General features: G+C 64.3%; 18 protein-coding genes. 8 read left to right on the top strand and 10 right to left on the bottom strand.

Features of this window, described 5'->3' with window-relative positions:
• Window positions 1-6 precede the first annotated feature (6 nt).
• From D618_RS0111135 to hisG, 7 genes are all read right to left on the bottom strand, one after another.
• Window positions 7-894: a cupin-like domain-containing protein gene (locus tag D618_RS0111135; RefSeq protein ID WP_017671597.1), complete on the bottom strand. Its 888-nt coding sequence runs from the start codon at window positions 892-894 to the stop codon at window positions 7-9.
• Window positions 887-2,071 (bottom strand): GNAT family N-acetyltransferase, encoded by a 1,185-nt coding sequence (locus D618_RS18250; protein ID WP_081590497.1) that lies wholly within the window; start codon window positions 2,069-2,071, stop codon window positions 887-889. The genes D618_RS0111135 and D618_RS18250 overlap by 8 nt, the downstream gene beginning before the upstream one ends.
• A gap of 228 nt (window positions 2,072-2,299) precedes the next feature.
• On the bottom strand, window positions 2,300-4,432 hold the full coding sequence (locus D618_RS0111125) for a sodium-translocating pyrophosphatase (RefSeq protein WP_026091566.1): 2,133 nt from the start codon (window positions 4,430-4,432) through the stop codon (window positions 2,300-2,302).
• 158 nt (window positions 4,433-4,590) lie between these two features.
• Complete coding sequence (thiL, locus tag D618_RS0111120) at window positions 4,591-5,514, bottom strand: thiamine-phosphate kinase (protein ID WP_017671594.1); 924 nt, start codon at window positions 5,512-5,514, stop codon at window positions 4,591-4,593.
• 150 nt (window positions 5,515-5,664) lie between these two features.
• Entirely contained in the window at window positions 5,665-6,111 is a 447-nt protein-coding gene (nusB, locus tag D618_RS0111115) for a transcription antitermination factor NusB (protein WP_017671593.1), read from the bottom strand.
• Between the two features lie 10 nt (window positions 6,112-6,121).
• Window positions 6,122-7,411 (bottom strand): histidinol dehydrogenase, encoded by a 1,290-nt coding sequence (hisD, locus tag D618_RS0111110; RefSeq protein WP_017671592.1) that lies wholly within the window; start codon window positions 7,409-7,411, stop codon window positions 6,122-6,124.
• Complete coding sequence (gene hisG, locus D618_RS0111105; protein WP_017671591.1) at window positions 7,408-8,073, bottom strand: ATP phosphoribosyltransferase; 666 nt, start codon at window positions 8,071-8,073, stop codon at window positions 7,408-7,410. The genes hisD and hisG overlap by 4 nt, the downstream gene beginning before the upstream one ends.
• 566 nt (window positions 8,074-8,639) lie before the next feature.
• On the opposite strand from hisG, the gene D618_RS0111100 reads away from it, so the two are divergent.
• Entirely contained in the window at window positions 8,640-8,936 is a 297-nt protein-coding gene (locus D618_RS0111100; RefSeq protein WP_017671590.1) for a hypothetical protein, read from the top strand.
• 80 nt (window positions 8,937-9,016) lie between these two features.
• Here D618_RS0111100 and D618_RS0111095 read toward each other — a convergent pair whose 3' ends face one another.
• On the bottom strand, window positions 9,017-9,904 hold the full coding sequence (locus D618_RS0111095) for an alpha/beta hydrolase (protein ID WP_017671589.1): 888 nt from the start codon (window positions 9,902-9,904) through the stop codon (window positions 9,017-9,019).
• A gap of 32 nt (window positions 9,905-9,936) precedes the next feature.
• Window positions 9,937-10,221, bottom strand: a complete 285-nt coding sequence (locus D618_RS0111090; protein ID WP_017671588.1) for a BolA family protein — start codon at window positions 10,219-10,221, stop codon at window positions 9,937-9,939.
• 67 nt (window positions 10,222-10,288) lie between these two features.
• On the opposite strand from D618_RS0111090, the gene D618_RS0111085 reads away from it, so the two are divergent.
• The 7 genes from D618_RS0111085 (at window position 10,289) to D618_RS0111055 (ending at window position 17,617) form a co-directional block, all read left to right on the top strand.
• The gene (locus D618_RS0111085) at window positions 10,289-10,939 is read left to right on the top strand and encodes a J domain-containing protein (RefSeq protein ID WP_017671587.1); all 651 of its coding nucleotides are present in this window, start codon (window positions 10,289-10,291) and stop codon (window positions 10,937-10,939) included.
• Window positions 10,940-10,995: 56 nt separating this feature from the next.
• A complete protein-coding gene (gene cobS / locus D618_RS0111080) occupies window positions 10,996-11,988 on the top strand; it encodes a cobaltochelatase subunit CobS (RefSeq protein WP_017671586.1) in 993 nt (330 codons plus the stop codon).
• A 15-nt stretch (window positions 11,989-12,003) separates the two neighbouring features.
• Entirely contained in the window at window positions 12,004-12,300 is a 297-nt protein-coding gene (locus D618_RS0111075; protein WP_017671585.1) for a nucleotidyltransferase domain-containing protein, read from the top strand.
• The gene (locus tag D618_RS0111070) at window positions 12,290-12,631 is read left to right on the top strand and encodes a HepT-like ribonuclease domain-containing protein (protein WP_017671584.1); all 342 of its coding nucleotides are present in this window, start codon (window positions 12,290-12,292) and stop codon (window positions 12,629-12,631) included. The genes D618_RS0111075 and D618_RS0111070 overlap by 11 nt, the downstream gene beginning before the upstream one ends.
• A gap of 100 nt (window positions 12,632-12,731) precedes the next feature.
• Window positions 12,732-14,783 (top strand): transglycosylase domain-containing protein, encoded by a 2,052-nt coding sequence (locus D618_RS0111065; protein WP_017671583.1) that lies wholly within the window; start codon window positions 12,732-12,734, stop codon window positions 14,781-14,783.
• 60 nt (window positions 14,784-14,843) lie between these two features.
• Complete coding sequence (gene cobT / locus D618_RS0111060) at window positions 14,844-16,667, top strand: cobaltochelatase subunit CobT (RefSeq protein ID WP_017671582.1); 1,824 nt, start codon at window positions 14,844-14,846, stop codon at window positions 16,665-16,667.
• 278 nt (window positions 16,668-16,945) lie between these two features.
• A complete protein-coding gene (locus tag D618_RS0111055) occupies window positions 16,946-17,617 on the top strand; it encodes a nitroreductase (RefSeq protein ID WP_026091564.1) in 672 nt (223 codons plus the stop codon).
• A 72-nt stretch (window positions 17,618-17,689) separates the two neighbouring features.
• Here D618_RS0111055 and D618_RS19690 read toward each other — a convergent pair whose 3' ends face one another.
• Window positions 17,690-17,917: a hypothetical protein gene (locus D618_RS19690; RefSeq protein WP_152414634.1), complete on the bottom strand. Its 228-nt coding sequence runs from the start codon at window positions 17,915-17,917 to the stop codon at window positions 17,690-17,692.
• Window positions 17,918-17,931 lie beyond the last annotated feature (14 nt).

The raw sequence follows: 17,931 nt of genomic DNA, 5'->3' as shown, positions 1-17,931 counted from the left end.
AGCGGATCAGTCGAGCCCGAGCTTGCGCAGCGCGCGATAACCGTAGGACTTGACAAGGTTGTTGACCGGATAGCGGCGCGGTGGCGCAGGCTTGAGGCCGTATTTGCGCAGGACGCTGTTCATCGCGTGCGCGTCGGTCTCGGCATAGCTCCATTCGGACCGCCAGGTGATCGACAGCGAGATCGAGGGCTTGTCGCCGTTGCGCACATAATGCGGTGCCATCACCGGCACGAAGATCGCCTGGCCGGGCTCGAGCCGGTGGTCGGTGCCATGCGCGGCAAGCGCATCGTCCCACGGCAGATTGCGCGGGCCGCCACCCGAATGATAGGCCTCATGGGCTTCGGGCGCGGCAAAGCGCGGATCGCCTGCTGGAAACACCGTCATCGTCTTCCAGCCGCGCAGCTGCAGCAGAATATTGTGCTCGGGGTCGAAATGATAGGGCGTCATCGATCCTGGGGACGAGACGAAGACAAAGCCTTCGGGCCGCAGCATTTCGCCCGTCGTCGCGCTGGTGACATCCTCGAGCTCGCCCAGCAGCGTCAGCAGCAGGTCGCGATAAGCGGGCACCTGCTCGATGTTCTTGAGCACGCACCAGCTGTTGGCGCTGTCGATCCGCCGGATGGTCTCGCCGATGGTGAGCCCGTTGGAGGGAATGTCCTCGGGGCGGATGCCGATGGGCAGGTCACCGCGGTTATATTCCAGCGATTTTTCGGGCAGCTGCTCGCCCAGATGCGCCAGCGCCTCCAGATCGAGCAGCGGGTGCTGCAACAGGCTGTGGGTCAGCACGTGGGCCGTTTCCGGATAGCACAGGGCAAAGCGCGCCTTGGCATCGGCGGTGAATACGCCGCTCACATCCGAGCGGGCGAATTCGGCGGGATACGGCTGATCAGTCATCGTCATTCTCCGCAGGAGAGGTTGGCACGGGCGCATCGGGCCGGGGGGCACGGCGGCGATCCATGAAGCGTTCGCCCTGACGGAACAGCGCAAACAGGGCAGGGCGGGCAAATCCCTTCAAGCCGATGGAAACCCGCCCGACATGACGGCGCTCGGCCCACAGGCTGTCGATCATCGGGTGGCCCTCGGCCGCGCAGCTGTCCATCCAGTCGAGGCCCTGCTCGGCGAGGATATCCAGATTGTCGATCTGCAGCAGCACGCCGGGCGAGAACCGGGCAAAATCCTCGGCAAAGGCGGTCTTGAACGAAAAGCCGCCGGGCGGGCTGAGGAAGTTGATCAGCATCGCGATCGGCCGTCCGTCGAGCCGCATCGCAATGAGGTGCAGCCTGCCTGCTGCATGCGCCTGGCGGGTGGCGGCGAGGAGCAGGCCACGCGTTTCAGGCATGTCGGCCAGCGCAGAGCCGTTGCGGCCCTTCCAGCCCGACTGCTCGAGCGCCAGAAACTCGTCCAGCCAGGCGTCGAGCCCGGCGTCGGCGCAGCCCTGCACCGTTTGGACCTCGCCCATTTCGGCCAGCCGGTTGCGCAGCCGCGCCAGTTCCTTGCGCTTCTTCTTGCGCACGACCTGTTCGTAGTATGCCGGGCCGGGAAGGTCGGTCGCCAGCATCGCGCGCTCTTCGGCCAGCACGATGTCGCAGGCGCGGCGCTGATCGGTGCACAGCTGCTGCAGCGCTGCGAACACCGGGCCGTCGGTGGCGATGCCGTGCAGATGCAGGAACAGGCCTGCGCGCGGGTTTCGGTCCAGATCAGCCAGCAGCGTCTGCCAGAAGGCGCGTTCGTGGCCCGCGCGGATGAGCGGGGTGCCGAGGAAGCAATTGGGGTGGCGCCAGTTCTGGCTGTGCGGCACCGGCCAGCGACCATAATAGGCTTCGCGCGCAATCGGCATCAGTCCGCAAAGCTGGCCATCGACATGCAATGCGGCCAGGCTGGCGCGGTGCAGTCCATCGCAATGCGCAATCGCCGGGGCCAGGAATTCCGGCGCGTGGAAAGCGTTGGGCTCGCTGGCGGCATCGGCAAGCCTGCGCCAGCCGGTGACAAAGCCTGCATCGAGCGTGGCTGGATCGTGCAGCGCGAGGCGCAAGCCGTCGTCTGCCGCCTTGGCGGTTGTCGATGCGGCCATGACCATGCCTTGATCCATGCAGCTATCGCGGTCCTGCTTTGGTCCGGAACATTTCCGGCCCCCACAGATGGTATAGCGCGGCACATCGAAACAACAGTTTAAGTGGAATGGTTAACCCGTTAAGCCTGAACCGCCATGATGATCCTGCACGCGGGCCAACAAAAAGCCCCGCCAGGCGTGAGCCCGGCGGGGCGAGTTGTCGTTCAAGTGGTCAGGCTATCGTAAGGATCAGCCCGCTGCAAGCGCCGCGAGCAGAAGCAGCGCGACAATATTCGTAATCTTGATCATCGGGTTGACCGCAGGGCCTGCGGTGTCCTTGTACGGATCGCCCACGGTGTCGCCAGTGACCGCCGCCTTGTGTGCGTCCGATCCCTTGCCGCCGTGATGGCCGTCCTCGATATACTTCTTGGCATTGTCCCACGCGCCGCCACCGCTCGTCATGGAAAGTGCCACGAACAGGCCCGAGACGATGACGCCCAGCAGCAGCGCTCCCAGCGCCGCAAAGCCATTGGCCTGGCCCGCGACGGCGGTGATGACGTAGTAGACCACGATCGGCGCGAGCACCGGCAGCAGCGAGGGGATGATCATCTCCTTGATCGCCGCCTTGGTGACCAGATCGACGGTGCGGGCGTAATCGGGCTTCGACGTGCCCAGCATGATGCCCGGATTGGTGCGGAACTGCTCGCGCACCTCTTCGACCACCGCGCCTGCGGCCCTGCCCACTGCGGTCATGCCCATTGCGCCGAACAGATAGGGCAGCAACGCGCCGAGCAGGAGTCCTACGATGACGTAAGGGTTGGAGAGTGAGAAATCGACCGGCACGTCAGGGAAGAACTCCTTGAGGTCAGTCGTGTACGCGCCGAACAGCACCAGCGCTGCAAGCCCCGCAGAGCCGATGGCATAGCCCTTTGTCACCGCCTTGGTGGTGTTGCCCACGGCATCCAAAGCATCGGTCTTTTCGCGGACGCTGTCGGGCAGCCCCGCCATCTCCGCAATGCCGCCCGCATTGTCGGTCACCGGGCCATAAGCATCCAATGCTACGACCATACCGGCGAGCGCCAGCATCGCGGTGGCGGCAAAGGCGATGCCGACGACGCCGGCCAACTGGTGCGCGACGATCGCTGCCACGACGATCAGCAACGTAGGCAAAGCGGTCGCCTCGAGGCTGATCGCCAGTCCCTGGATCACGTTGGTGCCATGTCCGGTTTCCGATGCCTTGGCGATCGAGCGGACCGGGCGGTAGTTGGTGCCGGTGTAATATTCGGTGATCCAGATGATCAGCCCGGTGACGCCCAGCCCGACCAGCATCGTCAGATACAGGTCCATGCCGGTGAAGGTCTGCGTGACGACACCCTCTTCGGGCTTCAACGAATAGACGCTGCCCATGCCGATGATCGCATCAGTGACGAAATACAGCCCGATCGCGGACAGCACGGCGGTCACCGCAAAGCCCTTGTACATCGCGCCCATGATCGAGTTGCTTGATCCCAGCCGGACGAAATAGGTGCCGATGATCGAGGTGATGATGCACAATCCGCAGATGCCCAGCGGCAGGCCGACCAGTGGCAGCAAGCCGGCATCGTCGCCCGCCACCAGCAGCGCGATCGCGACCATGGTGACGCCGATGGTGACGACATAGGTCTCGAACAGGTCGGCGGCCATGCCGGCGCAGTCGCCGACATTGTCGCCCACGTTATCGGCGATGACCGCGGGGTTGCGGGGGTCATCCTCGGGGATTCCCGCCTCGACCTTGCCGACAAGGTCTGCACCGACGTCGGCCGCCTTGGTGAAGATGCCGCCGCCCAGCCGCGCGAAGATCGAGATCAGCGACGCACCGAAGGCGAGGGCAACAAGGCCGTTGACGATGTTGCGATCCTCGGGATCGCTGAGGCCATGGCCCGCGATGGCGTAGAGATAATAGAAATAGCCCGCCGTCGCCAGCAGTCCAAGCCCTGCCACCAGCATGCCGGTGATCGCACCTGCACGGAAGGCGAGCGTCAGCCCCGCCTGCAGCGAGACGCTGGCGGCCTGCGCGGTGCGCATGTTGGCGCGCACCGAGATGTTCATGCCGATATAACCCGCCACGCCCGAGAGCACCGCGCCCAGCACGAAGCCGACAGCGGAAACCGGGTTGCCGAACTTGTCGAGCAGGCCCCATACTAGGGCGAGGACGACGATGCCGACGATGGCGATGGTACGATATTGTCGGCCGAGATAGGCCTGCGCGCCTTCCTGGATGGCGGCACCGATTTCCTGCATTCGGGCATTGCCCGGTGATTGGCTCAGAACCTGTCTGCTTGTGATGATTCCATAAAGGACTGCGACCACCCCACACAGGATGGCTATCAAGACAACATTCATGCGTCGCTCCCCCAAAAAAGCGAAGGCCAAAAGGCCAGGCAGGCGATCACCGCGCCCTTGCACGAACGTCAGCGTCCCTGGCGCATAGGTATAAGCGGGGTGCGAGGGGGTGCAACTTAATAAAGTTAAGGCCGACGCGACGTCATTCGCGTCCCCGATCAGCCGTGCAGCCAGCCCAGTTTTTCAGGCAGCGGGACGGGAATTCCGTTCCAGGTGAGGCTCAGGCCTTCGCCTTGGGCGAAGCCGCCGACACGGGTGACGGCGACCGGCAGGTGCGCTTGCGGATCGGCTGCCAGCAGCAGCTGGTAGTCATCGCCACCGATTGCTGCAGACAGGGCTGCGGTCTGATCGCTCCCGAACGTGGCGGCATAGTCTGGGCTCAACGGCACATTGGCGAGGTCAATCCGCACTGCCAGCCCCGACGCGCGCCCCATGCGCGCGGCATCGATCAGCAGCCCGTCGGAGACGTCCATCATCGCGTGTGCGACCTGTGACAGCGCGCGGCCATCCTCGATCCGAGCAATTGGGCGGCGATAGGCGCGGATCAGGCCTTCGGGCTGCGCCTTGCCCGATTGCAGCAGTTCCAGGCCCGCCCAGCCATCGCCGATCGTTCCGGTGACGAACAGCCCGTCGCTTGCAAGCGCGCCTGCTCGCGAGGGCGGCACCGGGACCGAGGGCAGGCCGATCGCGGTCAGCGAGAGCACGCGCGCCTGGCCCGGTGGCACGCTCACTGTATCGCCGCCGATCAGCGGCATGCCATGGTGGTCGAGCGCCGCGCGCAAACCTTTGACAAAGGCTGAATCCCAGGCGGGATCGGCTGAAAGGCTGTGCCCGGTCAGGCAGGCCAGCGGGGCTGCGCCCTTGGCGGCGAGATCGGATGCGTTCACCGCGACCAGCTTCCACGCGATATCGGCGGGCGGATCATCGGGCAGGAAATGCACGCCTTCGACGAGCATGTCCTTGGTGATGACGAGCGATTGCTTTCCGATGGTCAGAACCGCCGCATCATCGTTGAGGTCGCGCGCCGCCGGATCGGTGGCGAGTGCGCGCAGCAGATCGATGAAGGCGGGCTCTGTGGTCATCCAGATATGACCCTAGCAGATACGTCCCTCGACTTCGCTCGGGACAGACGGATAAGGGAAAGCGCAACAGGTTTCATATCGCCCGACAAACTTTGCGGGGCGATACCCACTCCCGTCTGTCCCGAGCGAAGTCGAGGGACGTGCGCAAGCTCAGCGCCGCACATCTTTCGCGATGCCGTCGAGCAGGCCGTTGGCAAAGCGCGTGTCCTTGCTGTCGAAAAAGGCATGCGCGACATCGAGATATTCGTTGATGACGCTGCCCACCGGCACGTCCGGGCGCGCGAGCAGCTCATAGGTGCCAGCGCGCAGGATCTGGTGCAGCGTGCGGTCGAGCCGCCCGATCGACCAGCCTTCGGCCAGCCGGGCTGCGATCAGCGCGTCAATCTCTTCGAGCCGCGCTACCGTGCCCTTCACGACATCGTCGAAGAACGCCACGTCGGCTTCGGCATACTGGTCGTCCTCGATCTCGGCGCCCAGCCGGTGCATGTGGAATTCATGCAGCAGCTGCGCGATCGGAGTTGTCTCCATCGTGTGCTGATAAAGGGCCTGGACCGCGGCAAGGCGCGCGGCGGAGCGGGGTTTGGATTTGTCGTTCATGTGTGTTCCATCATGTCAGCCGCCGCCGAACGCTTTCGGCATGGGCGGGCAGGCCTTCCATCTCGGCGAGCGCAACGGCGGCAGGGCCAATCGCGGCAAGGCCTTCGCGGCCCAGCTGGATGAAGCTGGTGCGCTTCATGAAATCGAGCACCGACAGGCCCGAGGAAAAACGTGCGCGCCGCCCGGTGGGCAACACGTGGTTGGGACCGGCGACATAATCGCCCACCGCTTCGGGCGTCAGCCGTCCGAGGAAGACCGATCCGGCGTGGCGGACCTGCGCGAACAATGGCTCGGGGTCTTCGACCGCCAGCTCGAGATGCTCCGCTGCCAGCCGGTTGACCAGCGGCATCGCCTCGTCGAGGCTGTCGACGACGATGATCGCGCCATTGTCTTCCCAGGCCTTGGTCGCGACCTTCTGCGTCGACAGGCTGGCGAGCTGCACGCCGACCAGATCCGCGACGATATCGGCATAGCCTGCATCGTCGGTGAACAGGATCGATTGGCTGGTCGGGTCGTGCTCGGACTGGCTGAGCAGGTCGGCGGCAATCCATTCGGGGTCGTTCTGCGCGTCGGCGACGACGACGATTTCGGACGGGCCTGCGACCATGTCGATACCGACCACGCCGTACAGCTGGCGCTTGGCCTCTGCGACCCAGGCGTTGCCGGGTCCGGTGATGACATCGACCGGGCGGATATTCTGCGTGCCATAGGCGAGCGCAGCGACGGCATGCGCGCCGCCGATCCGCCACACTTCATCGACGCCCGCCAGATGTGCAGCAGCGAGCACCAGCGGATTGACCACGCCCTTGGGCGTCGGGGTCACCACCACCAGTCGCTCGACCCCTGCCACGCGGGCGGGAATGGCGTTCATCAGCAGCGAGGAGGGATAGGCTGCGCGGCCACCGGGGACGTACAGCCCCGCCGCATCGACCGCGCTCCACCGCGCACCCAGCCGCACGCCGGCGGCATCGGTGTAGTCGCGGTTCTCGGGCAGCTGCGCTTCGTGATAGGCGCGGATACGGGCAGCGGCGAGATCGAGCGCAGTGCGTAGCTCATCGCTGAGCGCTGCATAGGCCGCCGCACACTCTTCCTTGCTGATGCTCCAGCCGCCACCGTCGAGGCTGTAATCGTCAAAGCGCGAGGTGTAATCGGCCACTGCCGCATCGCCGCGCGCCTTGACGTCGGCGATGATCGCGGTGACGTCGCGGGTGACCTCTATGTCGCTCTCGCGCCGTCCGCGCACCAACCGGTCGAACGCGCGGGCGAAGTCTGCGTCGCGGGTGGAAAGTCTCAAGGTCATGCTGCCTGCCTGCGTTCTGCGGCCAGATCACGGAAGGCGGACATCAACGGGCCCAGCCGCGCAAAGTCCTTCTTCAGCGCGGCGCGGTTGACGATCAGCCGGGCCGAGACCTTCATGATGACCTGCGTTTCCACCAGCCCGTTGTCCTTCAATGTGCGGCCCGATTCCACCAGATCGACGATCCGCCGCGACAGGCCCAGCGAGGGGGCGAGTTCCATCGCGCCATTCAATTTGACGCACTCGGCCTGCACGCCCTGCTGCTCGAAATAACGACGGGTGATGTTGGGATATTTGGTGGCGACACGGATATGCGACGGGCGCGGCTGGGTGTCGGCGGCCTCGTCGACAGGCTCTGCCACCGACAGGCGGCAGTGGCCGAAATCGAGGTCAATCGGGGCATAAAGGTCCGAATAATCAAACTCGTCGATCACGTCCGAACCGACGATGCCGATCTGCGCTGCGCCATGCGCGACGAAGGTGGCGACATCGAACGCGCGCACGCGGATGATGTCCATGTCGGCGCGATTGGTGCCGAACCGCAGCGACCGGCATTTGGGATCATGAAAATCTGCGGCCGGCGTTATGCCCACCCGTTCGAGCACGGGCAGGGCATCGTCGAGGATTCGCCCCTTGGGGATTGCAAAGATCAGCGTGTCGGCCATGGTCGCGGCATGTAGGGGCAAGCAGGGCAAAGGGCAATATGGAGCGGCGAGAGGAAATCGAGCGGCAGATCGGCGCGAAGACCGCCCACACCGTCCATGTCGCTCGTGCAGTTCTTCACTTACGTCGCGCGCCCAGCCTTACGCCCGCCCTCGCACCCTCACTCCACCCGCTCAGCCTGAGCCTGTCGAAGGCCCCGCGCTAAGGGTTGCGTCTCCATGCACCGCTTTGCGGCGAAAGCCGGACTCCAGTGCAACAGAGGTGCACCTGCGACGGCCCGCCATTGTCGTTTGCGCCTTTGCGTGAAAATATCGGGTTCACGCGAAGCTAAGAAAAGGGTCCCGCTTCCAACGGTCCCTCCGATTAAGCCCGCGCCTGGACTGCAGCGCTCGCCGGAGAACGTCTGATCGGGGCGGCCGAGGGCTGCGCGGGGCCTTCGCCAGGCTCAGGCTGAGCGGAGGTGGTCAGGATCGTCCGCTTCTAGGGCGGCGGCTGGATGCCAGGAATATCGTATATTGGGTGGTTTTCTGCCATTGTCACTTTCGAAAGCCATCGGTATTTCAACCAGATGCTTTGGAACATCATCGACAAGCGAACTCGACCTTATCGGTGGCGGGAGGTCAACGCTATCGTCGAAGCTACCGAGCACGATAATAGCTGTAAGGATTCCGATCAGGCGCCCGAGAGTGATCCAAGCCTGACCGTTGATTATGAGGCACTAGAGGCCATCTCGGTAGCCGAAGCCGTGCAATGGGCTGAAGGTAAGCCGTGCCCTGTTACGCTCTATCTCTACGACCTCGGCCAAGGCTTCGCGGACGAGGAGCATTTCACCAATGTCGGGGTTCGCTTTAGCGACGAGGACTAGGCCAATCGGCGACCGCTTCGGGGTCGTTTGCCGAACGACCGCTTTTTGCCGAACACACACCGAAGCCGCCATCCCGCACCTTAGTCCAGAAACCCCTCCATCGCCGAGATCAGCGCTTCGGGTTGCTCCCAAGGCACGAAATGCCCGCCGGGCGCCTTCACCAGCGTCAGATCGGGCACCAAAGTCTCGATGCCGTCGAGCAACGAGGGCCGCAGCGCGTAATCGTCCATCGCCCAATAGAGCAATGTCGGCTGGGTGACGGGCGGGAAGGGGCGGTCGAGATAGGCGGGGCGGGGCACGCCGCCTGCGACCGGAGGGACGATCAGCGGGCTGGCGCGGTACCAGTTCACCATCGCGGTGAACGCCCCGGGCGTCTGCCATTGCGCGAGGTAGATCGCACGTTCCTCGGGCGTGATGTGCACCGCAGCGCTGGGTTCGGCAAAGCGCGAGTCGAAATAGGCGTCCCAGCCCATGGCCTCCACCTTCGCCTCGAAATCGGGTTGGCGCATTTCGGTGATGTACTGCGCGGACATCCGCTGATCGGGATCGTCGAACAGCGCCTTTTGGTAGGTGAACGGGTGCGCGGCATTGGCCATGACCAAGCGCGCGACGCGATCGGGATGGTTGAGCGCCGCCATCCACGCAATCGCACCGCCCCAGTCATGACCCACAAGCGTGAATGTCTCGATGCCCAGATGATCAGCCAATGCCAGCAGATCTGCGACCATGTTTTTAGGCTGATATGCTTCGACGCCCTCAGGCTTCGATGAATTGCAGAACCCGCGCTGGTCGGGCGCGATCAGCCGATACCGGTCCTGAAAATGCGCCATCACATAGCGCCAGGTGCGGTGCGATTCCGGAAAGCCGTGTAGCAGGATGACCGGCGGTGCGTCGGCGGGCCCGGCGATGGCGACATCAAGCTCGACACCGGTGGGCAGCGCGATGCGGGAAAGGGGGAAGTCGGTCATGTCCGGTCAGCCTTCTGGGGTGCTGCAGCAGGCTATTCGCCCGGGGCCCGCGCCTTGATCGCCATCGCGTGCACTTTCTGCCCTGGCAGATCACCCAGCGCGGTGTTGACCATGCGCTGACGTTCGAGACGCGATTTGCCGGTAAAGGCTGCGCTTTCGATGATCACGGTGAAATGCGATTCGCCGCTGCCATCATCGCCCATATGACCGCTGTGCTTGGCGCTGTCGTTGATGACATCCAGCATGGTTGGCGACAAGGCCACCGTCAGCCGGTTTTCGATTTCGCAGGCCATCGGCCCCTTGGTTTTCGTGTTCATGCCACCTTATATAGCCTGCTCCCCGCCGCATGGCGAGGCGGCGAGCAGCAATGGACGGCATCGGGTTTTGGCAGACGGGAACGATCAGGAAAAGCACGACGGCACCGCGCGGCGCCGGGCGCGCTTTCATGGCCGGGTGGAAGGCACCGGGCACCGATGCGACTGGGCCGAATGCGCGCAAGACGGCGAATTTCGCGCGCCTCCCGCGCAGGACCGCTCGCACGGATCGCGTTTTGACGGGCCGGGCCGCTATCGCTGGTACTGCCTGGAACACATTCGCGAGTTCAACGAGCGCTACAATTTCTTCGCCGGGATGACCGCCGAGGAAATCTATGACGCGCAGCGCCCTACGTCGGGATGGGACCGTGAGACCCGCGCGTTTGCAGCCGGGGCAGGCTCGTCGCCGCGCTGGAGCGACTTTTCCGATCCGCTCGATGCCATCGGGGCGCGCTTCCGCCAGAACATCAAGGATCGCGCGGCCGCCCAGGCAAACGACCGTGCAGCAGCGCAGCGCGGCCTGAGCGTGGCTGATCGGAGCGCGCTCAAGACGCTGGGGCTTGGCGCGGATGCCAACCGCACGACGATTCGCCAGGCCTATTCCAGGTTGGTGCGCGCCTATCACCCAGACCGTAACGGCGGTGACCGGGCCCACGAGAAAGCCTTGCAGGAGGTCATCGCCGCCTATACGCACTTGCGCAAACTTGCTGCGTTCACCTGATCGTGCGATCGGGCGTTGCAGCATCTTTAAGCGACCGATTAACAGCGGACACCAACATGACAGACATTTCCAATACCCAGCCCGACAGCCGCGATGGCACCCTGCTCGATGCCCCTGACCGGATGGTCAAGGCGCGCGAGGTGTTCGGCGTCGACATCGACATGGAGGTGCCCGCGTTCAGCGAAGCCGACGAGCGCGTGCCCGATCTTGATCCGAGCTACGTGTTCGACCCGGAAACCACGCTCGCGGTGCTGGCAGGCTTTGCCCACAATCGCCGCGTGATGGTGCAGGGCTATCACGGCACGGGCAAGTCGACGCACATCGAACAGATCGCCGCGCGCCTTAACTGGCCTTGCATCCGCATCAACCTCGATGCGCATATCAGTCGTATCGACTTGGTCGGCCGCGATGCGATCGTGCTGCGCGACGGCAAGCAGGTGACCGAATTCCGCGAGGGCCTGCTACCCTGGGCGCTGCAGACGCCGACCGCCCTGGTGTTCGACGAATATGACGCGGGCCGCCCCGATGTGATGTTCGTGATCCAGCGCGTGCTCGAGACCGAGGGCAAGCTGACGCTGCTCGACCAGAACCGCGTGATCCGCCCCAACCCCTATTTCCGCCTTTTCGCCACCGCCAACACCGTGGGCCTGGGCGATACCAGCGGATTGTACCATGGCACGCAGCAGATCAACCAGGGCCAGATGGACCGCTGGAACATCGTGTGCACGCTCAACTATCTGCCCGCCGAGACCGAAGCCAAGGTGGTGCTCGCCAAGGTGGGCGAGACCGATCCCAAGGTGGTCAAGAACATGGTCAAGGTCGCCGACCTGACCCGGCAGGGTTTCATCAACGGCGATATCTCGACCGTGATGAGCCCGCGCACGGTGATCAGCTGGGCCCAGAACGCTGCGATCTTCCACAACATCGGCTTCGCGTTCCGCCTGTCGTTCCTCAACAAGTGCGACGAGGCCGAGCGGATGCTGGTGGCGGAATACTATCAGCGCGTGTTCGGCGAGGACCTGCCGGAGAGCATTATCGGCAAGGGATGATTTTGCGAGGGTGCGATGGACAAGGCGACAGCGATTGCTCGATTGAAGGCCCACGAAGCTGAGCTTCGCGCGCTGGGTGTTGAGCGATTGTCGCTGTTCGGGTCGACCGCGCGGGGCGAGGAAGGGCCCCAATCCGATGTCGATCTGGCGGCGCGGTTTGCCCCAGAGGCTAAGATCGGCGCATTTGCATTCGTCGCGATCGCTGATCGCATCGAATCGATTCTGCGGACCAAGGTTGATCTTGTTGCTGAACCGGCTCGCAAGGCTAGAATGCAGCAGCATATCGATCGGGATCGCGTCCATGTCTTCTAGCCGTGAGCAACAGCGCATTCAGGACATCATTGAGAATATCGAAGCAGCGCAGGCTTATATTTCAACCCTGTCAGTTGAAGATTTTGCCCGCAGTCAGATAACGGTTGATGCCGTCGAGCGTTGTCTCCAGCGCGTGACGGAGGCAGTAATGAAGATTGGCGAACAACGCTTTGCGATCATCGCTCCGGCTGTTTCGTTTCACGAGGTTCGCGGCCTAGGGAACAGGTTACGGCACGAATACGATATCCTCGACGAAGCCGTTGTCTTCAACACCGTGACTGAAAGCCTTCCCGTATTGTTGGCGTGCTGTCGGAAAGCCTTGGACCAGTAATGCTCCGCTGGTCACAGCTGTCATATTGATATAACACACCGCTGTGTTGAAAAAACTGCGATTCGGATCGGGACGTTCTGAGGGCGGCGGGGCTTCCGCCGTGGATGCTGCGTGGCCGCCGCAGGGGTTGGGCGAGGCGCGCAATCCGTGGCTGGAGCCTGCCGACATAGCGTCGTCAGAACCTGCGATCGTCAAGCCGCCACGCACGCACTGGTGGTGGGGCAAGCGGGTCATCGCGGCTGGGTTCGTTCTGTTCCTCATCCTGCTCGCATGGCTGGCGATCACAGCCCCGCTGTCCAAGTCGCTCCAGCCGATCGCCCCGCCCGAGATCACCTTGCTCGCCGCCGATGGCACGCCGATCGCGCGCAGCGGGGCGGTGGTCGAAGAGCCGGTGGTGGTCGAGCGGTTGCCTGAGCATGTCGTGCAGGCGTTTCTGGCGATCGAGGACCGGCGGTTCTACTCGCATTGGGGCATCGATCCGCGTGGGCTCGCGCGGGCGCTCTGGGCGAATGTCTCAGGCGCCAGCGGCATGCAGGGTGGCAGCACGATCACCCAGCAGCTCGCCAAGATCAGCTTCCTCACCCCCGAGCGCAGCCTGACGCGCAAACTGCGCGAGATGCTGATCGCGTTCTGGCTGGAAACCTGGCTGACCAAGGACGAGATCCTAGGGCGGTATCTGTCCAACGCCTATTTTGGCGACAATGTGTACGGGCTTCGCGCCGCCTCGCTGCACTATTTCTACCGCCAGCCCGAAAAGCTGAAGCCCGAACAGGCGATCCTGCTCGCCGGGCTGGTACAGGCGCCATCGCGCTTTGCCCCGACGCGCAACTGGGAGGGGGCCAGCCGCCGCGCCGCGATGGTGCGCACGGCGATGGTCAATGCCGGCTATCTGACGCAGCAACAGGCGGATGCGCTGCCGCAACCCCGGCTCGATGTGCACGAGCGCCCCAGGATCGCCAACGGCACCTATTTTGCCGACTGGGCGATGCCGCAGGCGCGCGCGCTGACCGAGATGTCGCACAGCCGGCTGGAACTGACGACGACGCTGGATGCGCGGCTGCAGCGCGCTGCCGAACGCATCGTCGCGCGCGCAGGCCTCGGCAAGGCGCAGGTGGCATTGGTCGCGATGCGTACCAATGGCGAGGTCGTCGCGATGGTCGGCGGCAAGGATCATGCGGCCTCGCCGTTCAACCGAGCCACCCAGGCACGCCGGCAGCCGGGCTCCACCTTCAAGCTGTTCGTCTGGCTCGCCGCGCTGGAGGCAGGGATGGAGCCCAATAGCGTCGTCGATGATTCGCCGATCACCACTGGCAGCTATCGTCCGCGCAACGCCGGGGATCGCTATCGCGGCGTGATCAGCCTGGAAGAGGCATTCATTCATTCGAGCAATGTCGCCGCTGTGCGCCTGTTCCAGCAGGTGGGCAGCGAAAAGGTGATCAAGCAGGCGACGCAACTGGGCCTCAAGGGGCCGTTTGCGCAAGGCGACCCCAGCCTGGCGCTGGGCAGCGGCAGCGCAACCTTGCTGGAAATGACCGCTGCCTTTGCCGGCGTCGCGGGCAACGCCTGGCCGGTGGAGCCGCATGCCTTCCAGCGCGAGGAGCAGGGCTGGTTCGATTGGCTGGTCGATGGACCCGACAGCTATTCGTCTCGCGTGCACGAGCAGATGCAGGACATGCTGCGCGCCGCCGTTAATCGTGGCACGGGTCGCGCGGCGAGCCTGAACATCGCCAATTTCGGCAAGACTGGCACCAGCCAGGACAATCGCGACGCGCTGTTCATCGGCTATGCCGGTGACCTGGTGGTGGGCGTGTGGATCGGCAATGACGACAACAGCCCGATGCAGGGCATTCGCGGCGGCGGACTGCCGGCGCGCATTTGGCGGCAGTTCATGGGTGAGGCGGTGCGCGGTGCCGTTCCGCCGCGCCGCGCCGCGCCTGTTGCGCCTCCTGAAGAAGTTGATCCCGATCCGGTGATTGGCCCGCTTCTGGAGGGTGAAATTACCGGCGAGATCGGCGGCACGAATGTCCGTGTCACCCCAGAGGGGCTGACCATATCGGGCAATGTCGGCGGTGCACCGGTCGCGGTGACGGTCGACGGCAATGGCGCGCAGGTCGAGCGGCGCAGGCTGGAACCCGCCGATCCGCCGCAATGATCCTGATGGCGTGACCGCCGTCCGCTTGACATCGGTCGCTGGCATCTCCAGCGATAGGGCATGACCAATCGCACCCCGCTCGATGATCTGAAGAATGTGCTGGCCGGTACGGCGCGCGCCATCGCGCACCAGCCCGAAATCGAGGTCGCGTTCACCGCCGACCCGCCATCGCAATCGGGGAGCAAACTGCGCGTGCCGATGCCGGGGCGCAAACTGCCTGCCGATCAGGTTGCCGAAGCGCGCGGATTTGCCGATCTGTATGCGCTGCGGCTGAAGCATCACAATCCCGCGCAGCATAACGCCAATGCTCCCAAGGAGGCTGTGGCCCGTGCGGCGTTCGATGCGATCGAACAGGTGCGGATCGAGGCGCTGGGCAGCCGCGCGATGAGCGGGCTGGGAGCCAATCTCGACGCTGCGCTCGAGATGCGGATGCGCTCCGACCCGATCGCCCGCGCCACGCGCGTGGACGAGGTTCCGCTGTCGACCGCTCTTGGTCTGATCGTACGTGAGCGGCTGACCGGTACGCCGATGCCGGCCGGGGCGGTCGCCGGGGTTGATCTGGTGCGCGAGTGGATCGAGTCCAGGGGCGGCGAGGATATCGAGAACCTGGCCTTGTCGCTGGATGACCAGGCGGCGTTTGCTGCGCTCGCAAACCGGTTGCTGGAGCATCTGGAGCTGACCGAAGGCCAGATGGACGAGGAAGACAGCCAGGACGAAGGCGACGACGACGATTCGTCCGAGGAGGGCGAGCCCGAGGACCAGGAGGGCGAGCAGGACGGCACCGATCAGGGCCAGACCGAGGCGCGGGGCGAGGAACAGACTGGCGAGAACGAGGACGGTGACCAGTCCGAAACCGAAGGCGAGATGGAGCAGGGCGACGATGGCGACCCCGGCGAGATGGGCGACGATGGCATGATGCCGACGCGGCCCAACCGCCCCTGGACTGATCTGCCCAACGATTTCGAATACAAGGCGTGGACCACGCGCTTCGACGAAGTGATCGAGGCCACCGACCTGTGCGACGAGGACGAGCTGCTGCGGCTGCGCGCCTATCTCGACCAGCAGCTGGCGCATCTGCAGGGCGCGGTGACCAAGCTCGCCAACCGTTTGCAGCGCCGGTTGATGGCGCAGCAGAGCCGCAGCTGGGACTTCGACCAGGAAGAGGGCATGCTCGATGCCGCGCGGCTGGCGCGCGTTGTCGTCGCGCCGGGCCATTCGCTGTCGTACAAGATCGAGCGCGATACCGAGTTCCGCGATACCGTGGTGACGCTGCTGATCGACAATTCGGGATCGATGCGCGGCCGCCCGATCAGCATTGCGGCCATTAGCGCGGACATCATGGCGCGCACGCTCGAGCGTTGCGGCGTCAAGACCGAGATCCTGGGCTTCACCACCAAGGCCTGGAAGGGCGGGCAGTGCCGCGAGGACTGGCTGGCGCAGGGCCGCCCGCAGCTTCCCGGCCGCCTCAACGACCTGCGCCACATCATCTACAAGAAGGCGGATGAGCCCTGGCGGCGCGCGCGCAAGAACCTGGGCCTGATGATGCGCGAGGGGCTGCTCAAGGAAAACATCGACGGCGAGGCCTTGCTCTGGGCGCACAACCGGCTGATCGCGCGGCACGAGGAGCGGCGCATCCTGATGGTGATTTCCGATGGCGCGCCGGTCGATGATTCGACGCTTTCGGTCAACCATGGCGCGTATCTGGAGCAGCACCTGCGCAAGGTGATCGACTGGATCGAGAAGATGTCACCGGTGCAGCTTATCGCGATCGGCATCGGCCATGATGTCACCCGCTATTATCGCCGGGCGGTCACGATCATGGACGCAGAGCAATTGGGCGGCGCGATGGTCGAGCAACTGGCGGGGCTATTCGACGACGAATAGGGCCGCGGGGTTGACGCAACGTCCCTCGACTTCGCTCGGAAACACGGCAGGTGTGTGCGAGCTCGCTTTTGCATGGTGTGCGGGGTGAGGTCGCGATTGGCCTGCTGCCTCATGCCGCCGGTCGTGGCATGTTCTTATCTGCCACTCCTCCCCCGTCTGTCCCGAGCGAAGTCGAGGGACGTACGCGGAAACGGTTCAAGCTCGCACCGGACTTGCCAAAGGTTAGCCCCCGGTTTAACCACGCGGTTAAATCATCGATCCTGACTTGGAGAACCGCCTTGAACGTATCAGAAGCCGTCGCCACCCGTCGTTCCGTGCGTCAGTTCAAGCCTGATGCAGTTTCGCTGGAGACGATCCGCGACATTCTGACCAAGGCGCAGCGTTCGCCCTCTGGCGGCAACACGCAGCCGTGGAATGCCATCGTGCTCACCGGCGAGCCGCTGGCGGACCTGACGGCCAAGATCAAGGCCAAGGCTGCCACCGCGCCTGCGGGCGAAGGGATGGAATATCCGATCTACCCCGAAGGTCTTGAAGGCCGGTACGAGACTCAGCGGCGCGCTGTCGGCGAGGCGATGTTCGGCGCACTGGGCATTGGCCGCGAGGATGGCGCGGGCCGGATGAAGCAGATGATGGCCAATTGGGACAGCTTCGGCGCGCCGGTGCAGATCTTCACCTATTGCCGCACCTATATGGGCCAGCCGCAATGGTCGGACATGGGCATGTGGCTGCAGACCGTGATGCTGCTGCTGCGCGAGGCGGGGCTGGACAGCTGCCCGCAGGAAATCTGGGCGATGTACGGCACCTATATGCGCGAACTGCTGGGCATCGGCGACGAGTTCATCTTCTTCACCGGCATGGCGGTGGGCTATCGTGACCCCGATGCGCCGATCAACAACTTTGCCGTGCCGCGCGTCAGCATCGATGACGCGATCCAGTTCCGCGGCTTCTGATCGCATCTGGTCGGGCCACCTTCCGTTCAGGCGGTAATGGATAATCCGTGATAAACCGGCGGCGGCAACTGGTCAGCCTGCCGCCGCCGCATTATAGGACGTGAAAACGAATCCTGACCGGGTCGCACCGAGGACAGATTTTGCCGCCGCCTGCACGCCAGGTGGAGCAGATGGGGTGTGACGATGCGATTGGGTGAACAGCGGAACTATCGGTTGGCGGGCGCTCTGCTCTGCCAGAACGATTGCCTCGACGAGCAGTTCGCGCTTTCGCCTGAGCCATCCGCCCGGAATGTCGATCATGCGCCGGGGGGCAC

The sequence above is a fragment of the Blastomonas sp. AAP53 genome, assembly GCF_000331245.1.
Taxonomy (GTDB): domain Bacteria; phylum Pseudomonadota; class Alphaproteobacteria; order Sphingomonadales; family Sphingomonadaceae; genus Blastomonas.
Note: the sequence above shows the minus strand (reverse complement) of the source record. Positions and strands in the feature narration are given on the sequence as shown.

What these genes read in the sequence shown, in the direction of transcription:
- D618_RS0111135 (WP_017671597.1), bottom strand. Translation starts at nt 894, where the DNA reads ATGACTGATCAGCCGTATCCCGCCGAATTCGCCCGCTCGGATGTGAGC.
- D618_RS18250 (WP_081590497.1), bottom strand. Translation starts at nt 2,071, where the DNA reads ATGGCCGCATCGACAACCGCCAAGGCGGCAGACGACGGCTTGCGCCTC.
- D618_RS0111125 (WP_026091566.1), bottom strand. Translation starts at nt 4,432, where the DNA reads ATGAATGTTGTCTTGATAGCCATCCTGTGTGGGGTGGTCGCAGTCCTT.
- thiL (WP_017671594.1), bottom strand. Translation starts at nt 5,514, where the DNA reads ATGACCACAGAGCCCGCCTTCATCGATCTGCTGCGCGCACTCGCCACC.
- nusB (WP_017671593.1), bottom strand. Translation starts at nt 6,111, where the DNA reads ATGAACGACAAATCCAAACCCCGCTCCGCCGCGCGCCTTGCCGCGGTC.
- hisD (WP_017671592.1), bottom strand. Translation starts at nt 7,411, where the DNA reads ATGACCTTGAGACTTTCCACCCGCGACGCAGACTTCGCCCGCGCGTTC.
- hisG (WP_017671591.1), bottom strand. Translation starts at nt 8,073, where the DNA reads ATGGCCGACACGCTGATCTTTGCAATCCCCAAGGGGCGAATCCTCGAC.
- D618_RS0111100 (WP_017671590.1), top strand. Translation starts at nt 8,640, where the DNA reads ATGCTTTGGAACATCATCGACAAGCGAACTCGACCTTATCGGTGGCGG.
- D618_RS0111095 (WP_017671589.1), bottom strand. Translation starts at nt 9,904, where the DNA reads ATGACCGACTTCCCCCTTTCCCGCATCGCGCTGCCCACCGGTGTCGAG.
- D618_RS0111090 (WP_017671588.1), bottom strand. Translation starts at nt 10,221, where the DNA reads ATGAACACGAAAACCAAGGGGCCGATGGCCTGCGAAATCGAAAACCGG.
- cobS (WP_017671586.1), top strand. Translation starts at nt 10,996, where the DNA reads ATGACAGACATTTCCAATACCCAGCCCGACAGCCGCGATGGCACCCTG.
- D618_RS0111075 (WP_017671585.1), top strand. Translation starts at nt 12,004, where the DNA reads ATGGACAAGGCGACAGCGATTGCTCGATTGAAGGCCCACGAAGCTGAG.
- D618_RS0111070 (WP_017671584.1), top strand. Translation starts at nt 12,290, where the DNA reads ATGTCTTCTAGCCGTGAGCAACAGCGCATTCAGGACATCATTGAGAAT.
- cobT (WP_017671582.1), top strand. Translation starts at nt 14,844, where the DNA reads ATGACCAATCGCACCCCGCTCGATGATCTGAAGAATGTGCTGGCCGGT.
- D618_RS19690 (WP_152414634.1), bottom strand. Translation starts at nt 17,917, where the DNA reads ATGATCGACATTCCGGGCGGATGGCTCAGGCGAAAGCGCGAACTGCTC.